Origin of the sequence: Photobacterium pectinilyticum (assembly GCF_024357955.1) — a bacterium.
Classification (GTDB): Bacteria; Pseudomonadota; Gammaproteobacteria; order Enterobacterales; family Vibrionaceae; genus Photobacterium; species Photobacterium pectinilyticum.
Window position 1 is genome coordinate 70,764 of sequence record NZ_JANEYT010000009.1, and the last position, 19,458, is coordinate 90,221.

Genomic DNA, 19,458 nt, shown 5'->3' on the forward strand with positions numbered 1-19,458 from the left:
ATAAGATAGGAAAAAAGGGAAACAGTGTTGCACTAATCTTACTAATAGGCAGAAGGCTGGGTTGTGATGGACTTGAATTCGGTAGCGATTTTTTCACAAGTTGTTGACTGTGGTAGCTTTACACAAGCTGCCGATGTGTTAGATATAACCAAATCGACTGTTAGCCGAAAAGTTGCGGAGCTGGAGGAGCACCTTGGCGTGCGTTTGATCACGCGTTCAACCCGCAGTTTGATTTTGACGCCCGAAGGTGAAGCGTTTTATCAGTCCTGTATCCAGATGCTGGAGATTATGGGTCAGGCGGAACTTGAAGTCAGTGCCAATCAGGATTTGATCCGAGGCCGACTGTATGTCGTGATGCCAGTCGAATTGGGGCACCAAGTTTTGGGTGGTTTATTGAATACATTTTTGAAGCAATACCCGTACGTTTCTTTGCATGTTGAAATGACTAACCGTGAAGTGGATGTTATCGGGGAGGGGATCGATTTATATGCCCAAGTCGGCGAATTGGATGATTCAAGCTTAGTGTCGAGAAAGTTGACTGAATCGCGTCGGGTACTGGTTGCCAGCCCTGAGTATCTTGAGCAATATGGCATGATTGTAAGCCCTGCGGATCTCAAAGCCCCGCACCACCAAATCAAGGTCCATAACAAGGCGGTGAAAATCCCCAATTGGCATTTGATGCACGAGGGGGAAGCGGTGAGTGTTGATCTGCCATATCGCCTCAGGGTCAATACCATTACGGCATCGCTGTCGGCATGCCTCGATGGTTTGGGGATCGCTCTCTTGCCTGAATTTATCTGCCGTGAACATTTCTCGTCGGGTGAATTAATCCAGTTATTGCCAGAGTGGGATATGCCTCTGATACCGCTTAGTTTGGTCTATCCACAGCGCAAACTTATGCCTAAGCGATTGCGGGTGCTGGTGGATTATTTGGTTGAGCAGTTTGATCTACGGGTGAAAAAACACGCAATCGATGCCGAGTCGCGTTAGCGGGCTGTCAGTTTGCCGCGTATTGTTGTAGGTCGACTTTTTTGTTGACTGGCTTGTCGTTCGGTTTGTTAATTGATTTGTGGAGTGAACCTGTGACTGTTTGGTCCTTGCTATCTACATCAGAGCTGAAATCAACCTTGGCAAGATCATCCACTTCGGCATCGAGGATCTCATAGCCCTTGAGCTCCATGCAACGGCGTAATACCAAGGATTGGGTTTGGGTTGCTTTGACCGAGCCTACTGCAGCGCCGGTACCTGCTCCGAGTGCGAGCCCCCACACCATACTCTCCCCCATACCCACATCATCAGACAATATTCCGCCCAGAGCCCCTGCTGCGGTACCGATCAACGCCATATTGGCTGCACTGGTGCGTACGGCCTCACCTTTATCGACTTCCTGGGTTTTTTGGCGGCATTCTGCTAAATCTTGTTCGTACTCTAACCCGGTTTTATCGTGGGAACCCACAACCGGAGCGGCATTGTAAGAACAAGCAGAGAGCAATGAAGTACAGATGATCAGGGCAAGTCTATTCACCGGGCTATTACCATATATCAATCGACAGTTGGTCGTTATGGTAGGAGGAAAGCCCCGCATCTTCAATACAGTGTTTTTTATTTTATGTTTCTTAATGCTAACAGAGCAATAAATTGGCGGGTTGGCTAAATTATTTACAATGTAAATTGTTTGAGAACGATAGCTACATACGGTGTCGTTATTCGACGTTGAAGGCGATAGGAGACACCGAGCAGGTTATAGCACTGCGCTTGCCGGCTCGGTAGCTGTCATTGAGTTGCAGTGCCAGTTAGACGTTACTGGTTTAAAAGTGATATGTTCCTTTTAATTACAAAATGACATGCGGCAAATAGCGTGACATATCTTGGGTCACCCTAGATCTATCTTCTCTGATTGATATCCCTCCCGCTTGATCATCAACCAGCCAGCTGCCGATCAGAGTGTAAGCGTTATTGAATTTCGGCAGCGGGTGGTAGGCCTGATAGATCACGCCCTCGTCCCCATAAGGGCCGTCGACGCGTAAGGTCTGCTTGCCGTTTTCGACGATGGTGATATTGGCACCCTCGCGGGCGAAAATCGGTTTAATCACATAGTCCTTGAGCTCGCCAAGGCCGGGATCATCGGCAAAGAAAGCTGGAAGTAGATTCGGGTGCCCTTTGAACTTGCGCCACAACATAGGCAGTAACGCCTTGTTACTCAGTACCGACTTCCACATTGGCTCCAGCCAGTTTATCGAGTTGGATGGCAGGTATTTGGCATACTCTTCTCTTAGCATGAATTCCCATGGGTAGAGCTTGAACATCCAACGAATGGGTTTGTCGGTCATGTCGGTAAATTCTTTTTTACCGTTGAGCCCGATATCTTCGATAAACACAAAGGCGGTGGATAAACCCGCCTCTTTGGCACAGTCTTCCATGTATTGCACCGTGCCCCTGTCCTCAACGGTATCTTTGCAGCAGGAAAAGTGCAGGGTTTGCCCCGGTTGCTGGCGCGATAGAGTTTGGAAGCGCTCTATCAACAACTCCTGTAGCAAGTTGAATTGATCAGCATCACGGCGGATTGCCCCGCTATTGACCATGTCTTCTAGCCACAACCATTGCCAAAATCCGGTTTCATAAAGTGAGGTTGGGGTATCGGCATTGTTTTCATACAGTTTTGCAAAGCCGGTGCCGTCATAGGCAAAATCGAGTCGGGAATAGAGTGAAGGCTCTCGGCTACGCCAAGAATCCAGGATCGGTTGCCACATCGCTTCTGGTATTTGGAACCGCCGCAACCAGTATTCGTCAGCGACAACTTCGTCGACGATCTCCAGACACATCTGATGGATTTCCTCTGTCGGATCTTCCAGATCGCGCTCTATTTGTTCTAAGGTGAATTGGTAATAGGCGGTTTCGTCCCAGTAGGGATCGCCGTACATGGTGTGGAAGCCGAACCCGTATTCTTTGGCTAACTCCCGCCAATGAAGGCGCTCTTTGCTGTTGATCCTTAACATGTATTTTCCTGAACTATGCGATGAAGCTTTGGGCCAGTATGGCATGGAGTGAGGCGAAGAAAAGAGACGAGTGATGAAATTTTAGAGTCACGGCACCATTGGCGTGGTGAGCGGGAAAATCATGGCGCGGGTGAGTTAAAATATAAACAAGCTGATGCTTTATGGTATTTATTTACCGCTATTATCATCTCGTTACACACTCTGGCCCCGGTACGTCATTTACGCAAGCTAGATTGATATATGTCACATCTTTGTGTGTCTGGCGGGGTATAGTAGCCCTCGTTAAATTCAGGTTGCATGCTTCGTACCTGTAAGGTTTAACATCACTACAAATAATCGTTCGGGTAAGTTACCGGTAAATAGTTATTGTTCACCGTTCCTTGAGTAGCCATTTGGCCATCCAACCTTTTGCTTTAACTTGGTGCTTACCCATTTTTTTCTTCCTTCTTTCCTCCGATTTCTTTGCTGCCCGCTCGCAAGCGGACAAGCAACACCATACTGCTCCTTATACCAGCCTACATAAATATTTGATCAGTCTTGCTGGTTAAAATCGCTGTTCTCTGCGTTAGATATTTTGTAATTAGAGCCACTAGTTACTGCAATATCTGCCTTGATAACAACGATTTTTCCAGTGCTAATACTTGATCGCCGTATTTCAATAATGGGTCATGGAAGGCTGTTGCTAGACTTGGAGCCCTTCGCTTGGCCTATTGTTATTTTCTAGCGAACTGTGATTAAAGCACACCTTGAACCGATGGATTCCAGAGGTTTGTCATGCCAAAAGAAGCCTTCCAAGCTTGGGTAAAACCGGTTGCAGGAAAATTCAACTCAAATTGAGCAGTCTGGAAGTTGACGTTATCTGGAGATTGGTGAAGGGTTTCAAGTATGTAGTTTTCATCCTCAGAAGAGAGTGCTGTCAGTGAGGAGAAATAAAAATCATTGTAGGTGGCATCTTGGATGCACCAACGCTGAAACCTTATTGGATTCTCATTGACTTTGATGATTACGGTGTCGGCTTCCTGATGTGGATCACACATATAGTCGCTGTTTAAGCTTAAAAAGTTGAAATATAGCTTTTGCTCGCCGGTTTCTGAGTGGGCAATGTTTGCTGATACGGTGTATTGGGTATTGAAGTCTAATCCTTGGACTTTTGATACATGTGCGCTAAGGGGATCGTCTTGATACCAATGTGTCATGGTGGTTATCCACCCATTGGGGGTTAACGATTTCCAACTCTCATCGTCAGCTAATACGGGCATGCTGCATAATGCTGCCACTAGAAGCATTTTATTGTGCATAATTATTCATTGTTTTAGAGGGTAGACAGATGTTAGCGGGGGAGAGCACATCTTGCCAGAGCAAGTGGCCAAAATATGTTGAATGGGTGAAAGAAAAAAAGGTCTCTTTAAGTCGTTGGTTAGTGATGGTTGGAGGGTAAGAGACCTTTGTACCAATGGCGGACGCTAATTCACGTAATGGGTACGAACATCCCGAAGGAATGCAAGAGGAATTGTATGCCCTTTGATTAGAGTAAAAAATCTAATTGACGAATTAATGAACAACAACCAAGGGGGCGAAAAAGTGCTACCTGTCGTGAAATGGTAAGCTTCCTCACAAAGTAATGGTTACTATTTGACCAAGTCAGGGCGAGGGCCCTTCAGTCATTAAAAAGCCATTTGTGAGGTTGATTGTGAACGCTCAACAATTCTTAGTAACACTCCCGGGCAAAAGTTCGATGGATACTTTTATCAAGGCAATGTTATTGCTGCTGGTTGTTTATTCTTGCTATCAGGTCCTGCAGCCATTTTTACTCCCCATCGTTTGGGGAGCCATTATTGCTATTGCTCTGATGCCGTTAGTTAAGTGGTTGCAACGTCGGTTCTCCCTTTCCCAAGGCAAGGGGAGCATGCTGGTCACCTTGGTAGCGCTAGCCGCACTCATTGTCCCGACGGTATGGTTTTCCGGTGCGGTGGTAACAACCACCCAAGAAGTTGCCACATCGGTCTCTGCCGGAACATTAGCTATTCCGCACCCAGAGGCGTCGGTCGCTGAAATACCGGTTGTGGGTGAGCCGCTGCATAAGGCTTGGAGCCTATCTGCAACCAATTTGGAAGGGGCGTTGGAAACCTATGCACCTCAAGTGAAAGCGTTTGTTTCTAGTGGCTTATCTGCGATTGGTAGCTTGGGTGGCAGCGTCGTTCAGTTTATTATCTCGATTATTATCTCAGGTGTTGTGATGAGCAACTCTGGCCGCTGTAAAGCCATGGCAAATAAAGTGGCTGCTCGACTACTGGGTGAGAAAGGTGAAGATTATGTAGGCTTGTCTATTGCCACCGTACGCAGTGTTGTTCAAGGTGTCATTGGTGTTGCGGTTATTCAGGCGGTACTGGCTGGGTTAGGCATGGGTATCGCAGGTGTCCCGGCGACTGGACTATGGATGTTAGCAGTATTGATTTTGGCGATTATCCAGTTGCCACCGATTTTGGTGCTGGGTCCGGTGATGGCTTACTTGTTTGCCGTCGAGACAACAACCGTGGCTGTTCTCTTCATGGTGTGGGGTCTTTTGGTTAGCGCAAGTGATACCGTGCTGAAGCCAATGTTGATGGGCCGCGGTGTGGATATTCCAATGCTGGTTATCCTGCTTGGTGCGCTGGGTGGTATGATGATGTCAGGTATTATCGGGTTATTCGTTGGTGCGGTTGTTCTGGGGCTGGGTTACAAGCTACTGATGACATGGCTTGAACAGGCAGAGCCAGTTTCACCAGCGGATACTGAAGAAGAACGAAACGAAACAGCATTGCCTGTAGTGGTTACTGTTTAAGCCAACAAAAATGAATAAATAAAAACAGAAAGGTCAATACCCATGGTATTGACCTTTTTTGTTCAATCTTGGGTTGTGTTTAGTTTGCTATGCTGCTGTCACATCCCCATTCGCAAGGAAGATCGATAAGAATGTCCGAGAGTTTTTCCGGGTGTAGCATTTCTTCGGGAGAGATGTTTAATTGGGTTGCCATGGTTTGGTTAAACAGTTCCCAATGGTTAAGCAAACACTGCTCTTCACTGGCGCCTTCCCACGTATCCAAAACGAATGGCTTCATGCTGGCGGCACCGTGTGCATACATCATCATTTGCCACTTCATTTCCCATACCTTTATCTGTGTGGTCGGGCAGTCCCGGTTACAGTTCTCGACAAGCTGATTGACGAAACTTTCAAGTTCGCCGTTGCTATCGAAGAAATAGTCCATCAGCACATCACCTTGCCTAACGCCATCAGCAATCAGTTGTACTGGTTGAGGGTGAGCGAGCTGCTGGGCCAGCAACATGGTAATAAAGCGATAGAGAATAATGTTGCTCGGTAGCTCGGAAGGTATTTCATCCAGTAGCTTGTACATGTAGCCCAGAAAGTAAACCTGCAGGCAGTCACTGATACTGTGCCAGATCTTTTCCTTACTGCCGAAATGGTGGCGGATCAAACTGTGCGACACACCAGCGCGCTCGCTGATGTTTCTCAGTGACACCCTTTCGTAACCTAACTCGCAAAACATTTCTGCGGCGGTCTTGATGATTAGCAGCTTGGTTTCTTCGGCGGCCTGTGCGCTGCGACGGCCCTGTTTTCTCTCTGTCATCATTATATCAGTTTCATAGCCCATGCCATTTTTACCAAAAAAACGCGGATGCGTCATCTGTGTGTCTACAAAAACATTTACTGTCCACTTGTAAAATATATTTGATCTACGGCAAGATCAACCTATACTGCACGGGTGTGTAATATAAAACTCAGAGAGAATCGCCTGTGAAAGGAACGTCCATTACGTCCACCCCATTTGTCAGGGTGGCAACGTTGGTGTTGCTGGGAAGCATCCTAGCCGGATGTAACCAAGCCAACTCCGAAATAACTCAAGAGGTCGTCAAGCCTGTGAAATTGTTGGAAATTCCAGTCCCAGCAAATCAGGCGAGCAATGCCTTTCCTGGAAAGCTGGAAGCTACGCAACGCGCTCAGCTTTCATTCGTGGTGCCAGGAGAAATTGAAAAACTGTCTGTAAGGGTTGGCCAGCGTGTTGAGCGTGGTCAGGTACTGGCAGTTTTGGATGATCAGGATTATCGGTTGGCTTTTGATGCCAAGATGGCAGAGTTTGAACTGGCACAAAGCCAGTTTCAGCGCGCCAAACAGTTATACGGCAAGAAGCTGATCAGTACTGATCAGTTTGACCAGCGCGAGACGGCTTACAAAGCGGCGGCTGCTAACCTTGAGCAAGCGAAGACCGATGTTGAACATACCTTGATTAAAGCCCCTTTCAACGGTGTCGTTTCGCTGAAATTTGTTAACCAGAATCAGTTCGTTGGTGCTAACCAGCCGGTGATGAATATCCAGAATGTGGATGAGATGGATGTCAGTTTCAGTTTGCCGGTACCGTTTGTGAAACAGTCGAGCTTATCGTCTATCCGCAGTACCGCGGTGTGGGTTGAAATGGATAACCAGCCAGCCCAGCAGATCCAAGCCCAGTTCAAAGAGCTTTCTACCAAGCCAGATGCCGATACCAACAGCTATACCGCGAAAGTGACCCTTTCCCGTCCTGAAGCCATGAACCTGTTATCAGGCATGACTGGTCAAGTGCACTTTGCCAAACCTGAACTGGCAACCGCGTTGCGCCTGCCAGAAGGTGCGTGGGTTGAGAAGCTAAATGGCCAGGGGACACTGTGGCAGTTTGATCCTGCGACAGGTGTTGTCGATGCCTTGGAAGTCGTTCTGAACGATAAGGGTGAGGTGACGTCAGGATTGACACCGGGTGCCATGGTGGTGATCGCCGGAGCGAAAGATTTGTTACCCGGGCAGCAAGTACGCGCTTGGGAACGCGAGGGTGGTATCTAATATGTTGAAGAAGATGTCACTAGCTGCACTTTCGATGTTGGTGCTGGCTGGTTGCCAAGAGCCGCCACTGGAACAGGAAAACGCTCCCCTTGCTGTTTCGTCTCTGATGGTTGATAAACCGGTTACCAGCCAGTTCCGCTCTTTTAAGGGACAGGTTGAAGCGGCTGAAAACACCCCGCTAGCTTTCCGTGTTGAGGGAGAGCTGCAGCGTGTGTTGGTTAAATCAGGCCAACAGGTCAAGAAAGGCCAGTTACTGGCTGAACTGGATGCTGATAAGTTTGAGCAGCAGCGCAATGATGCGCAGGTGCAGTTTCAGCTAGCTACCAAGCAGCTGAAGCGTGGCCGTGAGTTGTTCGAGCGAAAAATGGTCTCTAAAGCTGAGCTTGATGAATTATCTGCTAACCACAAGTTGGCAAAAGTGAATTTTGATTCGGCTGAACGACGTTTGGGCTACACCCGTTTGGTGGCACCGTTCAACGGTGTGGTAGCCAATGTGCCGAAAGAGTCCTATGAGGCAGTGTCTCCGGGAGAAGCCGTTGTCAGCCTGTACCAAGATGATCTGCTTTATATCAATATTGCCGTGTCCGATAACGTATTGGCCATGCTTAACCCGCTGCAAACGAACCGTAATTACCAGCCAATGGCACGTTTCGGGACGGAGTCGCAAACTTATCCGGTGAACTATCTTGAGCACACCAGTGAGCTGGAGCCCCAAAGTCAGACCTACCGTATGTGGTTTGAAATGCCTCAGCGCACCCCTGCCATTTTACCGGGCACCAGTGTGTCATTGCGTGTTGATATGGCCGCAGCTGGCCTGAGTACCCTGCAAGGCTACCAGCTTCCTATGACCGCAATTGAAGCGGGTCGCGAAGATGGCCAGTTTTTTGTTTGGAAGATTGAGGGTAACCAGGCTTTCAAGATGGAAGTGGGGATTGGCCAGCTCAATAACCACGGTGCCATCGTGAGCAGCGGTATTAACGAGGGGGATCGTTTGGTGACATCGAGTTTGCGTAAATTACGCGATGGGATGGACGTGATCTTGTTAGAAAAAGCGACCACAGAGGCGCAAGCCCTGTGAAGTTGAGCATGCCTATTGTTCGCCAACCCCTCATTCGCTGGATCGTTTGGCTTGTGATCACATTGGCCGGTCTTGCTTTTTTTACTGAGCTGGGTCAGTTGATGGCAGGGAAGCTGATTGAAGAAGGCATGCAGTATTTAGAATTATCAATTCAGGCCAAGCCCGTTGCAATGACATCTGTCGAGCTTGGTGCACAAGATTGGGGATTGACTATGGCACTAGCCACTATGGGAGCAATACAGTGAATATTGCTGAGTATTCAATAAAAAATAAAGTCATTAGCTGGCTGTTCATTATTATTCTAGCCGTGGGAGGCGTTACCTCATTTTTGGACTTGGGGAGGCTGGAAGATCCGGCGTTCACCATCAAGGATGCCATGATTGTTGCCACCTATCCGGGTGCCACCACGACTGAGGTTGAAGAAGAGCTCACCTACCCGCTGGAGAAAGCGGTGCGTCAGTTGCCGTATATCGATAAAGTCACTTCGACCTCGTCGGCTGGGATGACCCAGATAATGGTGAGTATGGAGATGACTTACGGCCCGGATGAATTGCCACAAATCTGGGATGAGATGCGTCGTAAGGTCAATGATTTGCGCCCGACCTTACCATCGGGTATTAGCTCATTGCAGATCATCGATGACTTCGGTGACGTGTATGGTGTGATGATCATGTTGACCGGTGACGGCTATTCCTATGTTGAACTGAAGCAATATGCCGATTACCTGACCCGTGAATTGGAATTGGTCGACGGTGTTGGCAAAGTCAGTCTGGCCGGTGATCAGCAAGAGCAGATTTTTGTTGAGATTTCAGTCGAGCGTATGGCGGCATTGAACCTGGACATGAATACTGTGGTTGGCTTGTTGAATCAACAGAACAGTGTGACGGCGTCTGGTGAGATAATGATTAATGGCCAGAACCTGATCATCCGTCCTAACGGTGAAATGAACAGTGTTGAGTCGCTGGAAAACCTAGTTATACACGGCCGTGATACTGGCAATCTGATCCGCTTGAAAGATGTTGCCACCGTTTCTCGTGGCGAGCAGGAAAAACCGGGCAATATTGTGACCTATAATGGCCAGCCTGCGATAAACCTGGGTCTTTCTTTTGCGTCTGGTGTCAACGTGGTAGAAGTAGGTAAACACCTTGATGCCCGTTTGGCAGAGCTGGAAAACATCAAGCCAGCCGGTGTCGAGTTGAACTACTTCTATAACCAAGCACAGGAAGTGGACAAGTCGGTGCAAGACTTTGTGGTGAGCCTAGGTCAGGCAGTCGCGATTGTTATTGTGGTACTGCTGTTTGCCATGGGGCTGCGCAGTGGTGTGATCATCGGCTTGGTACTGCTACTGACGGTATTCGGCACCTTTATCATGATGAAGCTCAATGATGTTGAGCTGCACCGTATCTCGCTCGGTGCCCTGATCATTGCCCTGGGTATGCTGGTGGATAATGCCATCGTGGTAGTTGAAGGGATTTTGGTGGGTTTGAAGAAAGGCCGTACCAAGGTGCAGGCAGCGGCAGATATTGCCAAGCAGACCCAATGGCCGCTACTCGGCGCAACGGTAATTGCCATCACGGCGTTTGCGCCGATCGGTTTGTCGTCGGATGCCACCGGTGAATTCATGGGGTCGTTGTTCTGGGTGCTGTGTTACTCGCTATTCCTAAGCTGGATCACCGCACTGACACTGACACCATTCTTGGCAGATCTACTGCTCAAAGAGGAAGATAAAAACCAGCAAGATGATGAAGACCCCTACAAAGGCGTGCTGTTTACTGTCTTTGGTGCTTTGCTGAGATTCGCTTTGCGATTCCGTTGGTTGACCATGGCCAGCATGGTTGCGCTGCTGGTAACCGCTGTGATCGCGTTCGGCCAGGTGAAGCAGTCATTCTTTCCGCCGTCGAACACACCGATGTTCTATGTCGATATGTGGATGCCGGAAGGGACCGATATACGCGAGACCATGGCGCAGACCGAAAAGGTTGAGGAGTATATCCGAGGCCAAGAGGGGGTGGCGTTCGTGACGACATCTGTCGGTCAGGGTATGCAGCGATTCATGCTGACTTACCAGCCGGAGAAAAGCTACGAGTCTTACGCCCAGCTACAGGTCCGTACCACCAGCCGCGACAATATGTTTGATTTGCTGCACAAGCTTGATGCTGGTTTGCCAACCGAGTTTGACCAACCGACATTCCAATTCAAGCTAATGGAATTTGGACCATCGCCAGCATCGAAAATCGAAGCGCGGATCATCGGTCCAGATCCGCAAACCCTGCGTGATATTGCGCTGCAGGTCGAAGATGTTTTGTTGCAAGATTCAGGCGCTCGAAACGTTCGCCATGACTGGCGTGAGCGTACCAAGGAGCTAGTGCCGCAGTTCAATGAGACCAAGGCGCGACGTTTGGGGATATCGAAAGAAGATCTGTCCAATACCCTGCAGATGGCCTACGGCGGTAACACCATTGGCCTACTGCGCGATGGTACCCATATGCTGCCGATCATCACCCGCCTGCCGGAGTCAGAACGTGTTGATTACAACACCCTGCAGAACCTCCAGCTTTGGAGCCCGGTTCAGCAGGCCTACGTGCCGATTGAGCAGGTGATTGATGGTGTTGATCTCGGCTGGTCTGAGCCGCTTATTCAGCGCCGTGATCGTAAGCGTACCCTGACGGTGCTGGCAGACCACGATGTGCTGGGAGACGAGACGGCGGTAACCTTGTTTAACCGTATTCGTCCACAGGTGGAAGCGCTGCCGCTACCTGTTGGTTATAACATCGAATGGGGTGGTGAGTATGAATCGTCTAAAGATGCGCAGGAAGCCATGATGGGCTCGATGCCGATGGGCTACCTGTTCATGTTCGTTATCACTATCTTCCTGTTCAACTCGGTGAAGAAACCACTGGTGATCTGGGCGACGGTTCCGCTGTCGATTATTGGTGTGGCTTTTGGCTTGTTGGCGACCAATATTCCGTTTAGCTTTACAGCGTTGCTTGGTTTATTGAGTTTGAGTGGCATGATATTGAAAAACGGTATCGTATTGCTGGATCAAATCAATATCGAACTGGAGTCGGGCAAGGTGCCATATGATGCGATTGTTGATAGTGCCATCAGCCGTGTACGTCCGGTGAGCATGGCGGCATTGACGACAATTCTGGGTATGATCCCGTTGGTATTTGATGCCTTCTTTAACTCGTTGGCGATTACTATTATGGCAGGCCTTGGCTTTGCTACTATCCTGACCCTGATTGTGGTACCGGTATTGTTTGCCTTGTTCTATAACGTTAAACAACCTGTAAACGCTTAACGTCATAGTTAGAGTAAAGAAAAAACCCCGTTGTGTGTTGTGCACAACGGGGTTTTTTAATTCTGCTGTTATTGGGTTTAACGACGGAAGAACAGCTGGCTGAATGGGTTGAGCAGAGTTGCTAGACCTGAAGTGAAATGCAGTGGTGCATTTAATAAGGTCAGGCACAAACAATCCTGTCCATCTCGGGTACGTGGTAAATGTTTGTGCTTTTCAGTTTGTACAATGAAATCACCTGGTTGATAGGTACCATTTTCATCGTAGAACTCACCAGCAAGGACCAGGGTGATCTCTTGGCCCTGATGGGTGTGCTCTGGCAATGCACTGTCAGAATCCATGTAGATGAAATTCATTTGACTGTCACCGCTGACGTCCACTTGAGCCCGTTTGATATTGCCCGGTAGGCGAGACCAAGGACCTATCTTGTCATTATGTCGCTGTAAGATAGATGGAAGCGGGTATGCTTTATCTTCGAGTGCCAATTGGCTGGCTGGAGCCTCATCGAGTACCGGTATATCAACACAATCTTGGGCCATGATTTCCATCATCATCGCATTCAGTGACGGGGATAACGCTGCGGGCTCGCTTTTCTCTAGCTCACTGGCTTGTTCGGCTTCGATGGACGCCAGTTTCTGACGGCAATGCGGGCAAAGATCCAGGTGAGCGCTGATCATGATGCTTGATGCCGATTCTAATTCACCACAGGCGTAGTGACTGAGGAGGTCATGGTTGGGATGGAATCGAATGTTAGCCATCTAGGGCCTCCTTCATTTTTTGCAGGGCAAGACGTAATCGGCTTTTTACTGTGCCGAGCGGCACATCAAGGGCATCGGCCACATCTTGGTGTGATGCGCCTTGCATACAGACCATTCTTACAACCTCGGCTTGGGCTGGAGGTAAAGCAGCAATAGCATTCTCAAGCTCGTGACTGACAATGGCATGAAATTCATTAGGAAGCTTGTCATCATCCAACTCCTCATGGAGGATTGGCCAGAGATCGTCACCTTGTACCCAGTCTTGCTGATGCTTTGATTTTCGGAGTAAATCGAATTTAACATTCCTTGCAACAGAGTAAATCCAAGTCAGGGCCGCTCCTTTAGATCCGTCATAGAGGTGAGCTTTAAGCCAGATCTTGAGCATGGTTTCCTGAACAATTTCCATCGCCATCGACTCATCACGTAATTGCTTGCGGGAGAAGTTAAGCAATTTCGGGGCGACAGAGGTAAACAGCTGCTCGTAGCTGCGACGACAGCGGGTATCGGCAATATTGTTCAGTAGCTGTGCCACATCAATGGCAGGCGCTTCATCGTTGATCATAGATTCCTTGCTGATCCCGGACTGCATTACTGCATGTGTTCTCATCATAACCTTATCTGCAAGCATATGTCTGTTTGCAATAAACGCCAAAACTAATTGAAGCGATCACTTTGTCGAATGATTCTTTTCAGATACCTGATACACAGTCGAGCATCTGGGGATTTAAGCAGCCGCTGTTTTTTGTCTAAAGTGATAGGGAGTATTTCCAACCAACGCCAGCACACCCAATTAGTGTTGAGTTGATGGTCGGAGCCCGCAACGTGTGCGACTGAAAATGCAGGTTCATGTGCAAGCCTATTCGGATAATGACGTTCAGCTGGATGAAATTGGTGGGTGCACTCAATCAGGCGAACCACCAGAATGTCATCCATGGGGAGATAGCTGTTTTGCCATAGTGGGTAAAGCTGCCCTTCTAATTTTTGGTGCTTAGTTTCTGGGGATGTGACCCTGCCCCAGTGCTCGATGGTCAGCTTCAGTTTAATTTGACTCTCGCTGAGCCAATCAACATCTTCAATTGCAGCGAACATGATAATGTCGCCGTCGTTGGTGGCAGCTTGCCCTGAATCATCCTGCATCACTAACCATAATCCACCTGCTCGCAGGCCGTCAGATACCGTGTGGGTGAAGGTGTATCCGGTACCACAGATATTACCGTTACCCATTGGCATAAAGTGTTCTGTGCACTTTAGAAAGGGTAAACGTTTATTTTCATTACGGGTTAGCGACACTATGCAATCTCCTTTTTTTATACTTACGCGGTGAAATTGCGTTTGGATGACTACGGTTTTTCGACGGCAGCGAGAAAGTCTCAAAAGTGAGATTTATTTTTTGATCGGTTAAAAGCAAGGCATGCGTATCAAATGGCACAGACAAACGTTGAGGAACGATCTGATGAATGCCAAGCCACTAACACTCGCTGTAATTTCTGCATTTGCACTCGTTGGCTGTTTAGACAATGATGATGACGACACAACAACAGCAACATCCAAGTTACGTGTCACACATGCCAGTAGCGATGCACCACTGGTTGCCATCAACCTTAATGGAAAAACGGTTGAAGGCTTGGAGATGGTCGACTATCAAGTCGCCAGCGGGTTATTGTCTATAGACAGCGGTACTTACGAGGTTGCTGTTGAAGCCTTGCTCACTGGCGAAGACACCCTGGAAGTGATCAATGAGAATCTCGATTTCGCACCGGACATGCAATACGACGTGTTTGCTGTAGGTCAGACAGCAGAAATCGTGCCAGTCGTTCTTAGTCGAGAAGATATTGCCCCTACAGGTGACGAGGTCCGTTTAGATGTACTGCATGCCCATCCTGATGTGCCCCCCGTTGATATCTACCTTACCACCGACGAGGCGATCACCGATGCAGACCCGGCTGTGCCCGGATTGGGCTTCGCCATCGACAGTGACATATTGCCTGTGACGATTCCGTCTGGTACGTATCGAATTCGTGTCACTGTAGAAGGCTCTAAAGACGTTGCTTTTGATAGTGGTGAACTGGATTTAGCTGGTGGTAGTGATTTGATGATCTCCGCGGTCCCGAATGTAGGTGGTGGTGCGGTATCACCGGTAAATCTACTGGTCGCTGATGGTGAAGGCGTTGCTGTATTGCGTAACACCGGAGAAAAAGCCACAGTGAGAGTGGTACATGCTGTTGATGATGCACCAGCTGTCGACGTATTGGCCTCAGGTGCACCGGTTGATGGTTTAACTAACATCGAATTCAAAGAGTTCCGCAGTTTGGATGTCGATGCAGGAAGTTATGATCTTGGTGTCGCTGCCTCATCTGATAATACTCTGATTGTTATCGACGCTCCGGGATTGGAATTCACTGCAGGCAGTGCAACTAGCATTTACGCCATGGGTAAACTAAGCAGCGTGACTGATGAAACCATTGAGCCTGTGGTTATTGAAGAAGATCTTCGTTCGGTTGCGACCTATGCCAAGGTACGTGTTGTCCATGCCAGCCCAACCGCAGGCGGTTTGGGGCTCGTTGATATTCATGCGTCTGCTGACGGTGTGTTTAGTGAATCAACGGTTGTCCTTGAAGGTGTCGATTTTACCGAAAGTGCAGTACTTAACGTGCCCGCTGGTACTTATATGTTGGCAGTGATATTACAAGGTGATGATACTTTCACCCCAGCCGTGGCAGCGACAGCCATGGTTGAAGATGGCGGTGTGTATTCCGTTGTTGCAACGGGTGATTTTGCTGGCGGATTGGTACTGAATGTCGATAATTCTGCGGATGCAGAACCTGAAACCGAATAATTAATCGCGGCACTAAATAGATAAAAGCCATCCAGCGGATGGCTTTTTTGATCGCTTCAATGAGCAAATATTATGAACGTTGGATTTAGTAGGTTTCTTTTTTGGGTTTCTTGTCTTTTTTATTGCCTTTGCCCGGATTGTTATCACCGTGAACACTGCGGTTTTCTTGGTTCTTTTTCCATTTCTCGCACTCTTCCGAGGTTATTTTGACATTGTCAGATTCGAGCTTTAGGCAGTCTTTACTGATTTCGAATCCGTCGCCAGAAATCTTTACATCAGCATTGACTTCCCCGATAAGTAGTAGGGCAAATAGGCAAGCAAAAACTCGGGACATGGCACACTCCTTGTTGTGGGTATCACATCAAGTGTAGAAGCCCGTTAGAGCTTTAACTGCGAACTTTTAGGCGAATAGAATAGGCTTAGCCCGTCTGAACTTCATATGCCGCAACAAATGTTTTGACCGCCGATTCAATGGTGGCCTGCTGTACGTTGGCGTCCGGTGCTGGCATATGGGCCATGATCTGGGGCCAGAAAACAGTGGCTTTTAGGCTGGCAATGAATTGCTCTGAGGCAACGTCTGGGTGGGCGACATCAAGTTTGCCTGCAGCAATGCCGTCGCGGATCCACTGGCTAAGACCATGGCAGTCGTCGAGAGGCTGAAATTTATTAACCATTAAAGCTGCGAGATCTTTGGAGCGGATACACTCACTCATCACCACGCGTGCAACTGCCATGAAGCAAGGGCTGCAGAGCAAGGCTACCTCTTTGTTTGCAATATGCGTTAGCTGGTCTTCGATACTCTGTTCTGGGTTGAACGAAATAGAGCTGATCACCTTAACGTTTGACACAAGCCGCTCAACAATGACTTCGAACAAGCTTTCTTTGGTTGGGTAATACTTGTAAAGCGTTCGCTTGGAGACTTCGGCTTTTTTCGAGATCGCTTCCATACTCGCCTGTTCTAACCCTTTTTCTGAAAAAATTTCCAGCGCGGCACAGACGATATTTTCCTTTTTTATTTCAGCGACTTTACCCATAAAAATTACCCATGTACGTAATGATGTCGAATTAAAAGGTAAACGGTGGTGTTTACTTTCTAATTTTAGTGGCTATGATGAAAAGTATACACCATCGTTTACTTTTGAGGCTAGCAACAAATGAAAACTACACTGAAAGCATCTTTGGTTGCCGTAATGGGGGCCCTTGGCTTAGTGGCATACAGCAGTGGAAGTGCAAATACAGACGGCAGTTATGTGCGTAGCCATGAGATCCGGGAAGCGCGCATTGCCAGCTCGCCTCAATTTAAAGATGGCAAAGCCATTAGTCATATGCCCAGTGTAAAAAGTGAAGAGGGTATGCTGTCGGTCATGTGGAAATTCTTCATGCAGCGCGATCAATATAAGCCCCAGCAACGTCTGCAATTCCAGGCGGTAGATACCCCATTGTTGGAGAGCCCGAGCAGCGCATTGCGAGTCACTTGGCTGGGGCATTCGTCACTGTTTTTGGAAGCCGATGGTGTGCGCATGTTGATTGACCCGGTATTTGATTACGCATCACCGTTAGCATTTTCCAGAATGTTCTCGCGTAATGTTGATGCACCGGTCAGCCGTGAAAGTTTGCCCCAGCCGGATGTGATTTTAATCTCCCATGACCACTACGATCATTTGGAGGAGAAAACCGCCCGTTTTTATGCTGATAAAAATGTAAGGTTCTTCGTTCCATTAGGTGTTGGACGTCATCTTGAAAAGTGGGGGGTGAAGCCGGGCAATATTGAAGAGTTTGACTGGTGGGAGAGTATTGCCGTCGGTACGGTTCGCATTACCTCGGCGCCTGCTAATCATAATTCAGGCCGCGGCCTATTCGATAGTAATCGCACTCTTTGGTCATCCTGGGCGATTCAAGCGGAGGCTGGCAGTGTGTTTTTCAGTGGTGATTCGGCCTATGGCGATCATTTCAAGCAAATTGGTGAGCGGTTAGGTCCGTTTGATATGACCTTTATCGAAGTTGCGGCCAATGTCAAAGACGGTAAAGGCTACCCGGTAGAGGGGTGGGGCCATATGCAGGCTGCCCATACCATGCAGGCGCACTTGGATGTCGGCGGTGACAAACTGTTTCCCGTTCATTGGTCAACGTTCGAATTGTTCCTACACAAATGGGATGAACCGGTCAATGATTTGATTGCCGAGGCGCAAACTCACGGGGTGGAACTGGTGACGCCGCTGGTAGGCCAGAGCTTGGATATGTCACAGCCATTCCAGACGACGTTTTGGTGGCAGGAGAGTGAACAGTGGCAGGTTGAGCCGGATGTGAGCCAGCTGGCTTTCAGGGCTGAATAATGCGTGGTTATTTATAATAGGTTCACATCTCATACACTTAATCGCCTTGTTGCGGTAAATGCCCTGTTTTCACCCAGATAACCGTTTCTTGCTCGACAAAGGGGAAGTGCTCACTGAGATGGGGGCTGCGCAGCCAAGTACCTGTTGGGTATTGGCCAAATTCATCCTGAAACTGACCAGAGAGCACCAGTATTTCTTCCCCTCCCCAGTGGTGGTGGGGCTGGAACCGCTCACCGGCTGGCCATTTCACCAAGGCGGTGTGCTGGTGGCCGAACTCGTGCAGCGGCATGACTTGCAAACCACCGATCCCTGCTAGCCAAGGTGCCTTGTTAGTATCGATGCTGATCTGTTGGCTGTCTTGCGCCAAAAACTGATTGAGTTTGACGAAGATAGTACAGCCTTGCTTGCTGAACGGCGCGTGTTGGCTCCCCGGCGGATTACGGATATAGGTTCCGGGCCCGAAATCACCGGTCTCATCCGAGAATACACCCTCAAGGACAAAGATTTCCTCACCCATAGGGTGAGAGTGGGGGGCAAATGACGAGCCTGCTGCGTAGCGCACGATGCTAGTGGTATGGCCCGTTTCTTTGGCTTGTCGTTCAAGCGGCTTGCGCCATACTCCGTTAGCGGGACTGGGCAGCCACTCCATCTTCTTGGTGTCTATCACCAAGCGTTGCTGAAAATCCATATTGTGCATGCGTGCCCCCGATGCTGAGTGTATTAAGTTCGTCGCTATTTTCATTGTGGGTCGGGCTAGCTTCGGTGGCCACTACTGTTTTCGATCGCCATATAAGTATCATTATCGGCCACTGAATGGTCAATGAAGACTTTGTGGGGGGCATCGAGGTTGGCTTGGGGGGCGCAGTAGCTGATATTAAAAAGCGCCAAACTTGTTCGGCGCTTTTATGGTGGCTGAGCTTACTAAATGTGTATGGAAAGGTTAAAGCTCAAATTCTGGCTGTTTTTTCTTCACTGCATCATGAGTGCCAATATACAGTAATGTTTGCTCTCCTATTCCACGCATGAAAAAAGAGAGACAAGCTGGGCATTGAAGTTTTTCTTGTCCGGTTGTGGTGAGTGGCTTTTCATGCCATTTACGCCTAACTCGGTTTAAACCAGAGGTGCAATAACATTCTGGGCATCGAATGGGTACTCTCATAACATCGTCCTTCTGACCGCTCTGCTTGGTTGTCAATTAATCAGAAAAGGACGTTAAAAAACTTGATGTGCATCTTGTTTCTTAGTTGAGTTTATGGCTATGTAATGAAGTTTTTAATAAGTGAGACCAA

The 19,458-nt window shown here is 48.5% G+C and carries 18 protein-coding genes; 8 read left to right on the plus strand and 10 right to left on the minus strand.

Going from position 1 to position 19,458, the window contains the following annotated elements:
* Nucleotides 1-66: 66 nt before the first annotated feature.
* Nucleotides 67-990 (plus strand): LysR family transcriptional regulator, encoded by a 924-nt coding sequence (locus NHN17_RS06105; RefSeq protein ID WP_255041241.1) that lies wholly within the window; start codon nucleotides 67-69, stop codon nucleotides 988-990.
* 7 nt (nucleotides 991-997) lie between these two features.
* Here NHN17_RS06105 and NHN17_RS06110 read toward each other — a convergent pair whose 3' ends face one another.
* The 3 genes from NHN17_RS06110 to NHN17_RS06120 form a co-directional block, all read right to left on the minus strand.
* Entirely contained in the window at nucleotides 998-1,525 is a 528-nt protein-coding gene (locus tag NHN17_RS06110) for a glycine zipper family protein (protein WP_255041243.1), read from the minus strand.
* 307 nt (nucleotides 1,526-1,832) lie between these two features.
* The gene (locus tag NHN17_RS06115; RefSeq protein WP_255041245.1) at nucleotides 1,833-2,996 is read right to left on the minus strand and encodes a glutathionylspermidine synthase family protein; all 1,164 of its coding nucleotides are present in this window, start codon (nucleotides 2,994-2,996) and stop codon (nucleotides 1,833-1,835) included.
* 734 nt (nucleotides 2,997-3,730) lie between these two features.
* On the minus strand, nucleotides 3,731-4,294 hold the full coding sequence (locus tag NHN17_RS06120; protein ID WP_255041247.1) for a hypothetical protein: 564 nt from the start codon (nucleotides 4,292-4,294) through the stop codon (nucleotides 3,731-3,733).
* A 437-nt stretch (nucleotides 4,295-4,731) separates the two neighbouring features.
* Here NHN17_RS06120 and NHN17_RS06125 point away from each other — a divergent pair, with 437 nt between their 5' ends.
* Nucleotides 4,732-5,817 (plus strand): AI-2E family transporter, encoded by a 1,086-nt coding sequence (locus NHN17_RS06125; RefSeq protein WP_255041249.1) that lies wholly within the window; start codon nucleotides 4,732-4,734, stop codon nucleotides 5,815-5,817.
* 79 nt (nucleotides 5,818-5,896) lie between these two features.
* On the opposite strand, the gene NHN17_RS06130 is transcribed toward NHN17_RS06125, so the two are convergent.
* Nucleotides 5,897-6,622 carry a TetR/AcrR family transcriptional regulator gene (locus tag NHN17_RS06130; protein ID WP_255041303.1) on the minus strand — a complete coding sequence of 242 codons (726 nt, stop codon included), beginning with the start codon at nucleotides 6,620-6,622 and terminating at the stop codon, nucleotides 5,897-5,899.
* Nucleotides 6,623-6,789: 167 nt separating this feature from the next.
* On the opposite strand from NHN17_RS06130, the gene NHN17_RS06135 reads away from it, so the two are divergent.
* Genes NHN17_RS06135 through NHN17_RS06150 form a run of 4 tightly spaced genes read left to right on the plus strand, consistent with a single transcriptional unit; the run spans nucleotide 6,790 to nucleotide 12,245 of the window.
* Nucleotides 6,790-7,866, plus strand: coding sequence for an efflux RND transporter periplasmic adaptor subunit (locus tag NHN17_RS06135; RefSeq protein ID WP_255041251.1), 1,077 nt, complete (start codon nucleotides 6,790-6,792; stop codon nucleotides 7,864-7,866).
* 1 nt (nucleotide 7,867) lies between these two features.
* Nucleotides 7,868-8,944 (plus strand): efflux RND transporter periplasmic adaptor subunit, encoded by a 1,077-nt coding sequence (locus tag NHN17_RS06140; RefSeq protein ID WP_255041252.1) that lies wholly within the window; start codon nucleotides 7,868-7,870, stop codon nucleotides 8,942-8,944.
* An 8-nt stretch (nucleotides 8,945-8,952) separates the two neighbouring features.
* The gene (locus NHN17_RS06145) at nucleotides 8,953-9,189 is read left to right on the plus strand and encodes a hypothetical protein (RefSeq protein WP_255041253.1); all 237 of its coding nucleotides are present in this window, start codon (nucleotides 8,953-8,955) and stop codon (nucleotides 9,187-9,189) included.
* Nucleotides 9,186-12,245 carry an efflux RND transporter permease subunit gene (locus NHN17_RS06150; protein ID WP_255041254.1) on the plus strand — a complete coding sequence of 1,020 codons (3,060 nt, stop codon included), beginning with the start codon at nucleotides 9,186-9,188 and terminating at the stop codon, nucleotides 12,243-12,245. The genes NHN17_RS06145 and NHN17_RS06150 overlap by 4 nt, the downstream gene beginning before the upstream one ends.
* Before the next feature lie 77 nt (nucleotides 12,246-12,322).
* Here NHN17_RS06150 and NHN17_RS06155 read toward each other — a convergent pair whose 3' ends face one another.
* The 3 genes from NHN17_RS06155 to NHN17_RS06165 are packed head-to-tail and all read right to left on the minus strand — an operon-like array spanning nucleotide 12,323 to nucleotide 14,290.
* A complete protein-coding gene (locus tag NHN17_RS06155) occupies nucleotides 12,323-13,000 on the minus strand; it encodes a ChrR family anti-sigma-E factor (protein WP_255041255.1) in 678 nt (225 codons plus the stop codon).
* Entirely contained in the window at nucleotides 12,993-13,610 is a 618-nt protein-coding gene (locus tag NHN17_RS06160) for a sigma-70 family RNA polymerase sigma factor (RefSeq protein WP_255041256.1), read from the minus strand. Before NHN17_RS06160 ends, NHN17_RS06155 begins: the two co-directional genes overlap by 8 nt.
* Nucleotides 13,611-13,654: 44 nt before the next feature.
* Nucleotides 13,655-14,290: a hypothetical protein gene (locus NHN17_RS06165; RefSeq protein WP_255041258.1), complete on the minus strand. Its 636-nt coding sequence runs from the start codon at nucleotides 14,288-14,290 to the stop codon at nucleotides 13,655-13,657.
* 163 nt (nucleotides 14,291-14,453) lie between these two features.
* Here NHN17_RS06165 and NHN17_RS06170 point away from each other — a divergent pair, with 163 nt between their 5' ends.
* Nucleotides 14,454-15,836, plus strand: coding sequence for a DUF4397 domain-containing protein (locus NHN17_RS06170; RefSeq protein ID WP_255041259.1), 1,383 nt, complete (start codon nucleotides 14,454-14,456; stop codon nucleotides 15,834-15,836).
* Between the two features lie 85 nt (nucleotides 15,837-15,921).
* Here the strand turns inward: NHN17_RS06170 and NHN17_RS06175 are convergent, their stop codons facing one another.
* Together NHN17_RS06175 and NHN17_RS06180 are read right to left on the minus strand one after the other, a co-directional pair.
* Nucleotides 15,922-16,170 carry a CG2 omega domain protein gene (locus NHN17_RS06175; RefSeq protein WP_255041261.1) on the minus strand — a complete coding sequence of 83 codons (249 nt, stop codon included), beginning with the start codon at nucleotides 16,168-16,170 and terminating at the stop codon, nucleotides 15,922-15,924.
* An 85-nt stretch (nucleotides 16,171-16,255) separates the two neighbouring features.
* Nucleotides 16,256-16,870 carry a TetR/AcrR family transcriptional regulator gene (locus NHN17_RS06180; protein ID WP_255041262.1) on the minus strand — a complete coding sequence of 205 codons (615 nt, stop codon included), beginning with the start codon at nucleotides 16,868-16,870 and terminating at the stop codon, nucleotides 16,256-16,258.
* A gap of 120 nt (nucleotides 16,871-16,990) precedes the next feature.
* Here NHN17_RS06180 and NHN17_RS06185 point away from each other — a divergent pair, with 120 nt between their 5' ends.
* Nucleotides 16,991-18,169 carry an MBL fold metallo-hydrolase gene (locus NHN17_RS06185; RefSeq protein WP_255041263.1) on the plus strand — a complete coding sequence of 393 codons (1,179 nt, stop codon included), beginning with the start codon at nucleotides 16,991-16,993 and terminating at the stop codon, nucleotides 18,167-18,169.
* A 37-nt stretch (nucleotides 18,170-18,206) separates the two neighbouring features.
* On the opposite strand, the gene NHN17_RS06190 is transcribed toward NHN17_RS06185, so the two are convergent.
* Entirely contained in the window at nucleotides 18,207-18,911 is a 705-nt protein-coding gene (locus tag NHN17_RS06190; protein ID WP_373689544.1) for a cupin domain-containing protein, read from the minus strand.
* Nucleotides 18,912-19,458 lie beyond the last annotated feature (547 nt).

Coding starts and splice junctions, on each gene's coding strand:
- NHN17_RS06105 (WP_255041241.1), top strand. CDS start 67: ATGGACTTGAATTCGGTAGCGATTTTTTCACAAGTTGTTGACTGTGGT.
- NHN17_RS06115 (WP_255041245.1), bottom strand. CDS start 2,996: ATGTTAAGGATCAACAGCAAAGAGCGCCTTCATTGGCGGGAGTTAGCC.
- NHN17_RS06120 (WP_255041247.1), bottom strand. CDS start 4,294: ATGCACAATAAAATGCTTCTAGTGGCAGCATTATGCAGCATGCCCGTA.
- NHN17_RS06125 (WP_255041249.1), top strand. CDS start 4,732: ATGGATACTTTTATCAAGGCAATGTTATTGCTGCTGGTTGTTTATTCT.
- NHN17_RS06130 (WP_255041303.1), bottom strand. CDS start 6,622: ATGACAGAGAGAAAACAGGGCCGTCGCAGCGCACAGGCCGCCGAAGAA.
- NHN17_RS06140 (WP_255041252.1), top strand. CDS start 7,868: ATGTTGAAGAAGATGTCACTAGCTGCACTTTCGATGTTGGTGCTGGCT.
- NHN17_RS06145 (WP_255041253.1), top strand. CDS start 8,953: ATGCCTATTGTTCGCCAACCCCTCATTCGCTGGATCGTTTGGCTTGTG.
- NHN17_RS06155 (WP_255041255.1), bottom strand. CDS start 13,000: ATGGCTAACATTCGATTCCATCCCAACCATGACCTCCTCAGTCACTAC.
- NHN17_RS06160 (WP_255041256.1), bottom strand. CDS start 13,610: ATGATGAGAACACATGCAGTAATGCAGTCCGGGATCAGCAAGGAATCT.
- NHN17_RS06170 (WP_255041259.1), top strand. CDS start 14,454: ATGAATGCCAAGCCACTAACACTCGCTGTAATTTCTGCATTTGCACTC.
- NHN17_RS06175 (WP_255041261.1), bottom strand. CDS start 16,170: ATGTCCCGAGTTTTTGCTTGCCTATTTGCCCTACTACTTATCGGGGAA.
- NHN17_RS06180 (WP_255041262.1), bottom strand. CDS start 16,870: ATGGGTAAAGTCGCTGAAATAAAAAAGGAAAATATCGTCTGTGCCGCG.
- NHN17_RS06185 (WP_255041263.1), top strand. CDS start 16,991: ATGAAAACTACACTGAAAGCATCTTTGGTTGCCGTAATGGGGGCCCTT.
- NHN17_RS06190 (WP_373689544.1), bottom strand. CDS start 18,911: ATGAAAATAGCGACGAACTTAATACACTCAGCATCGGGGGCACGCATG.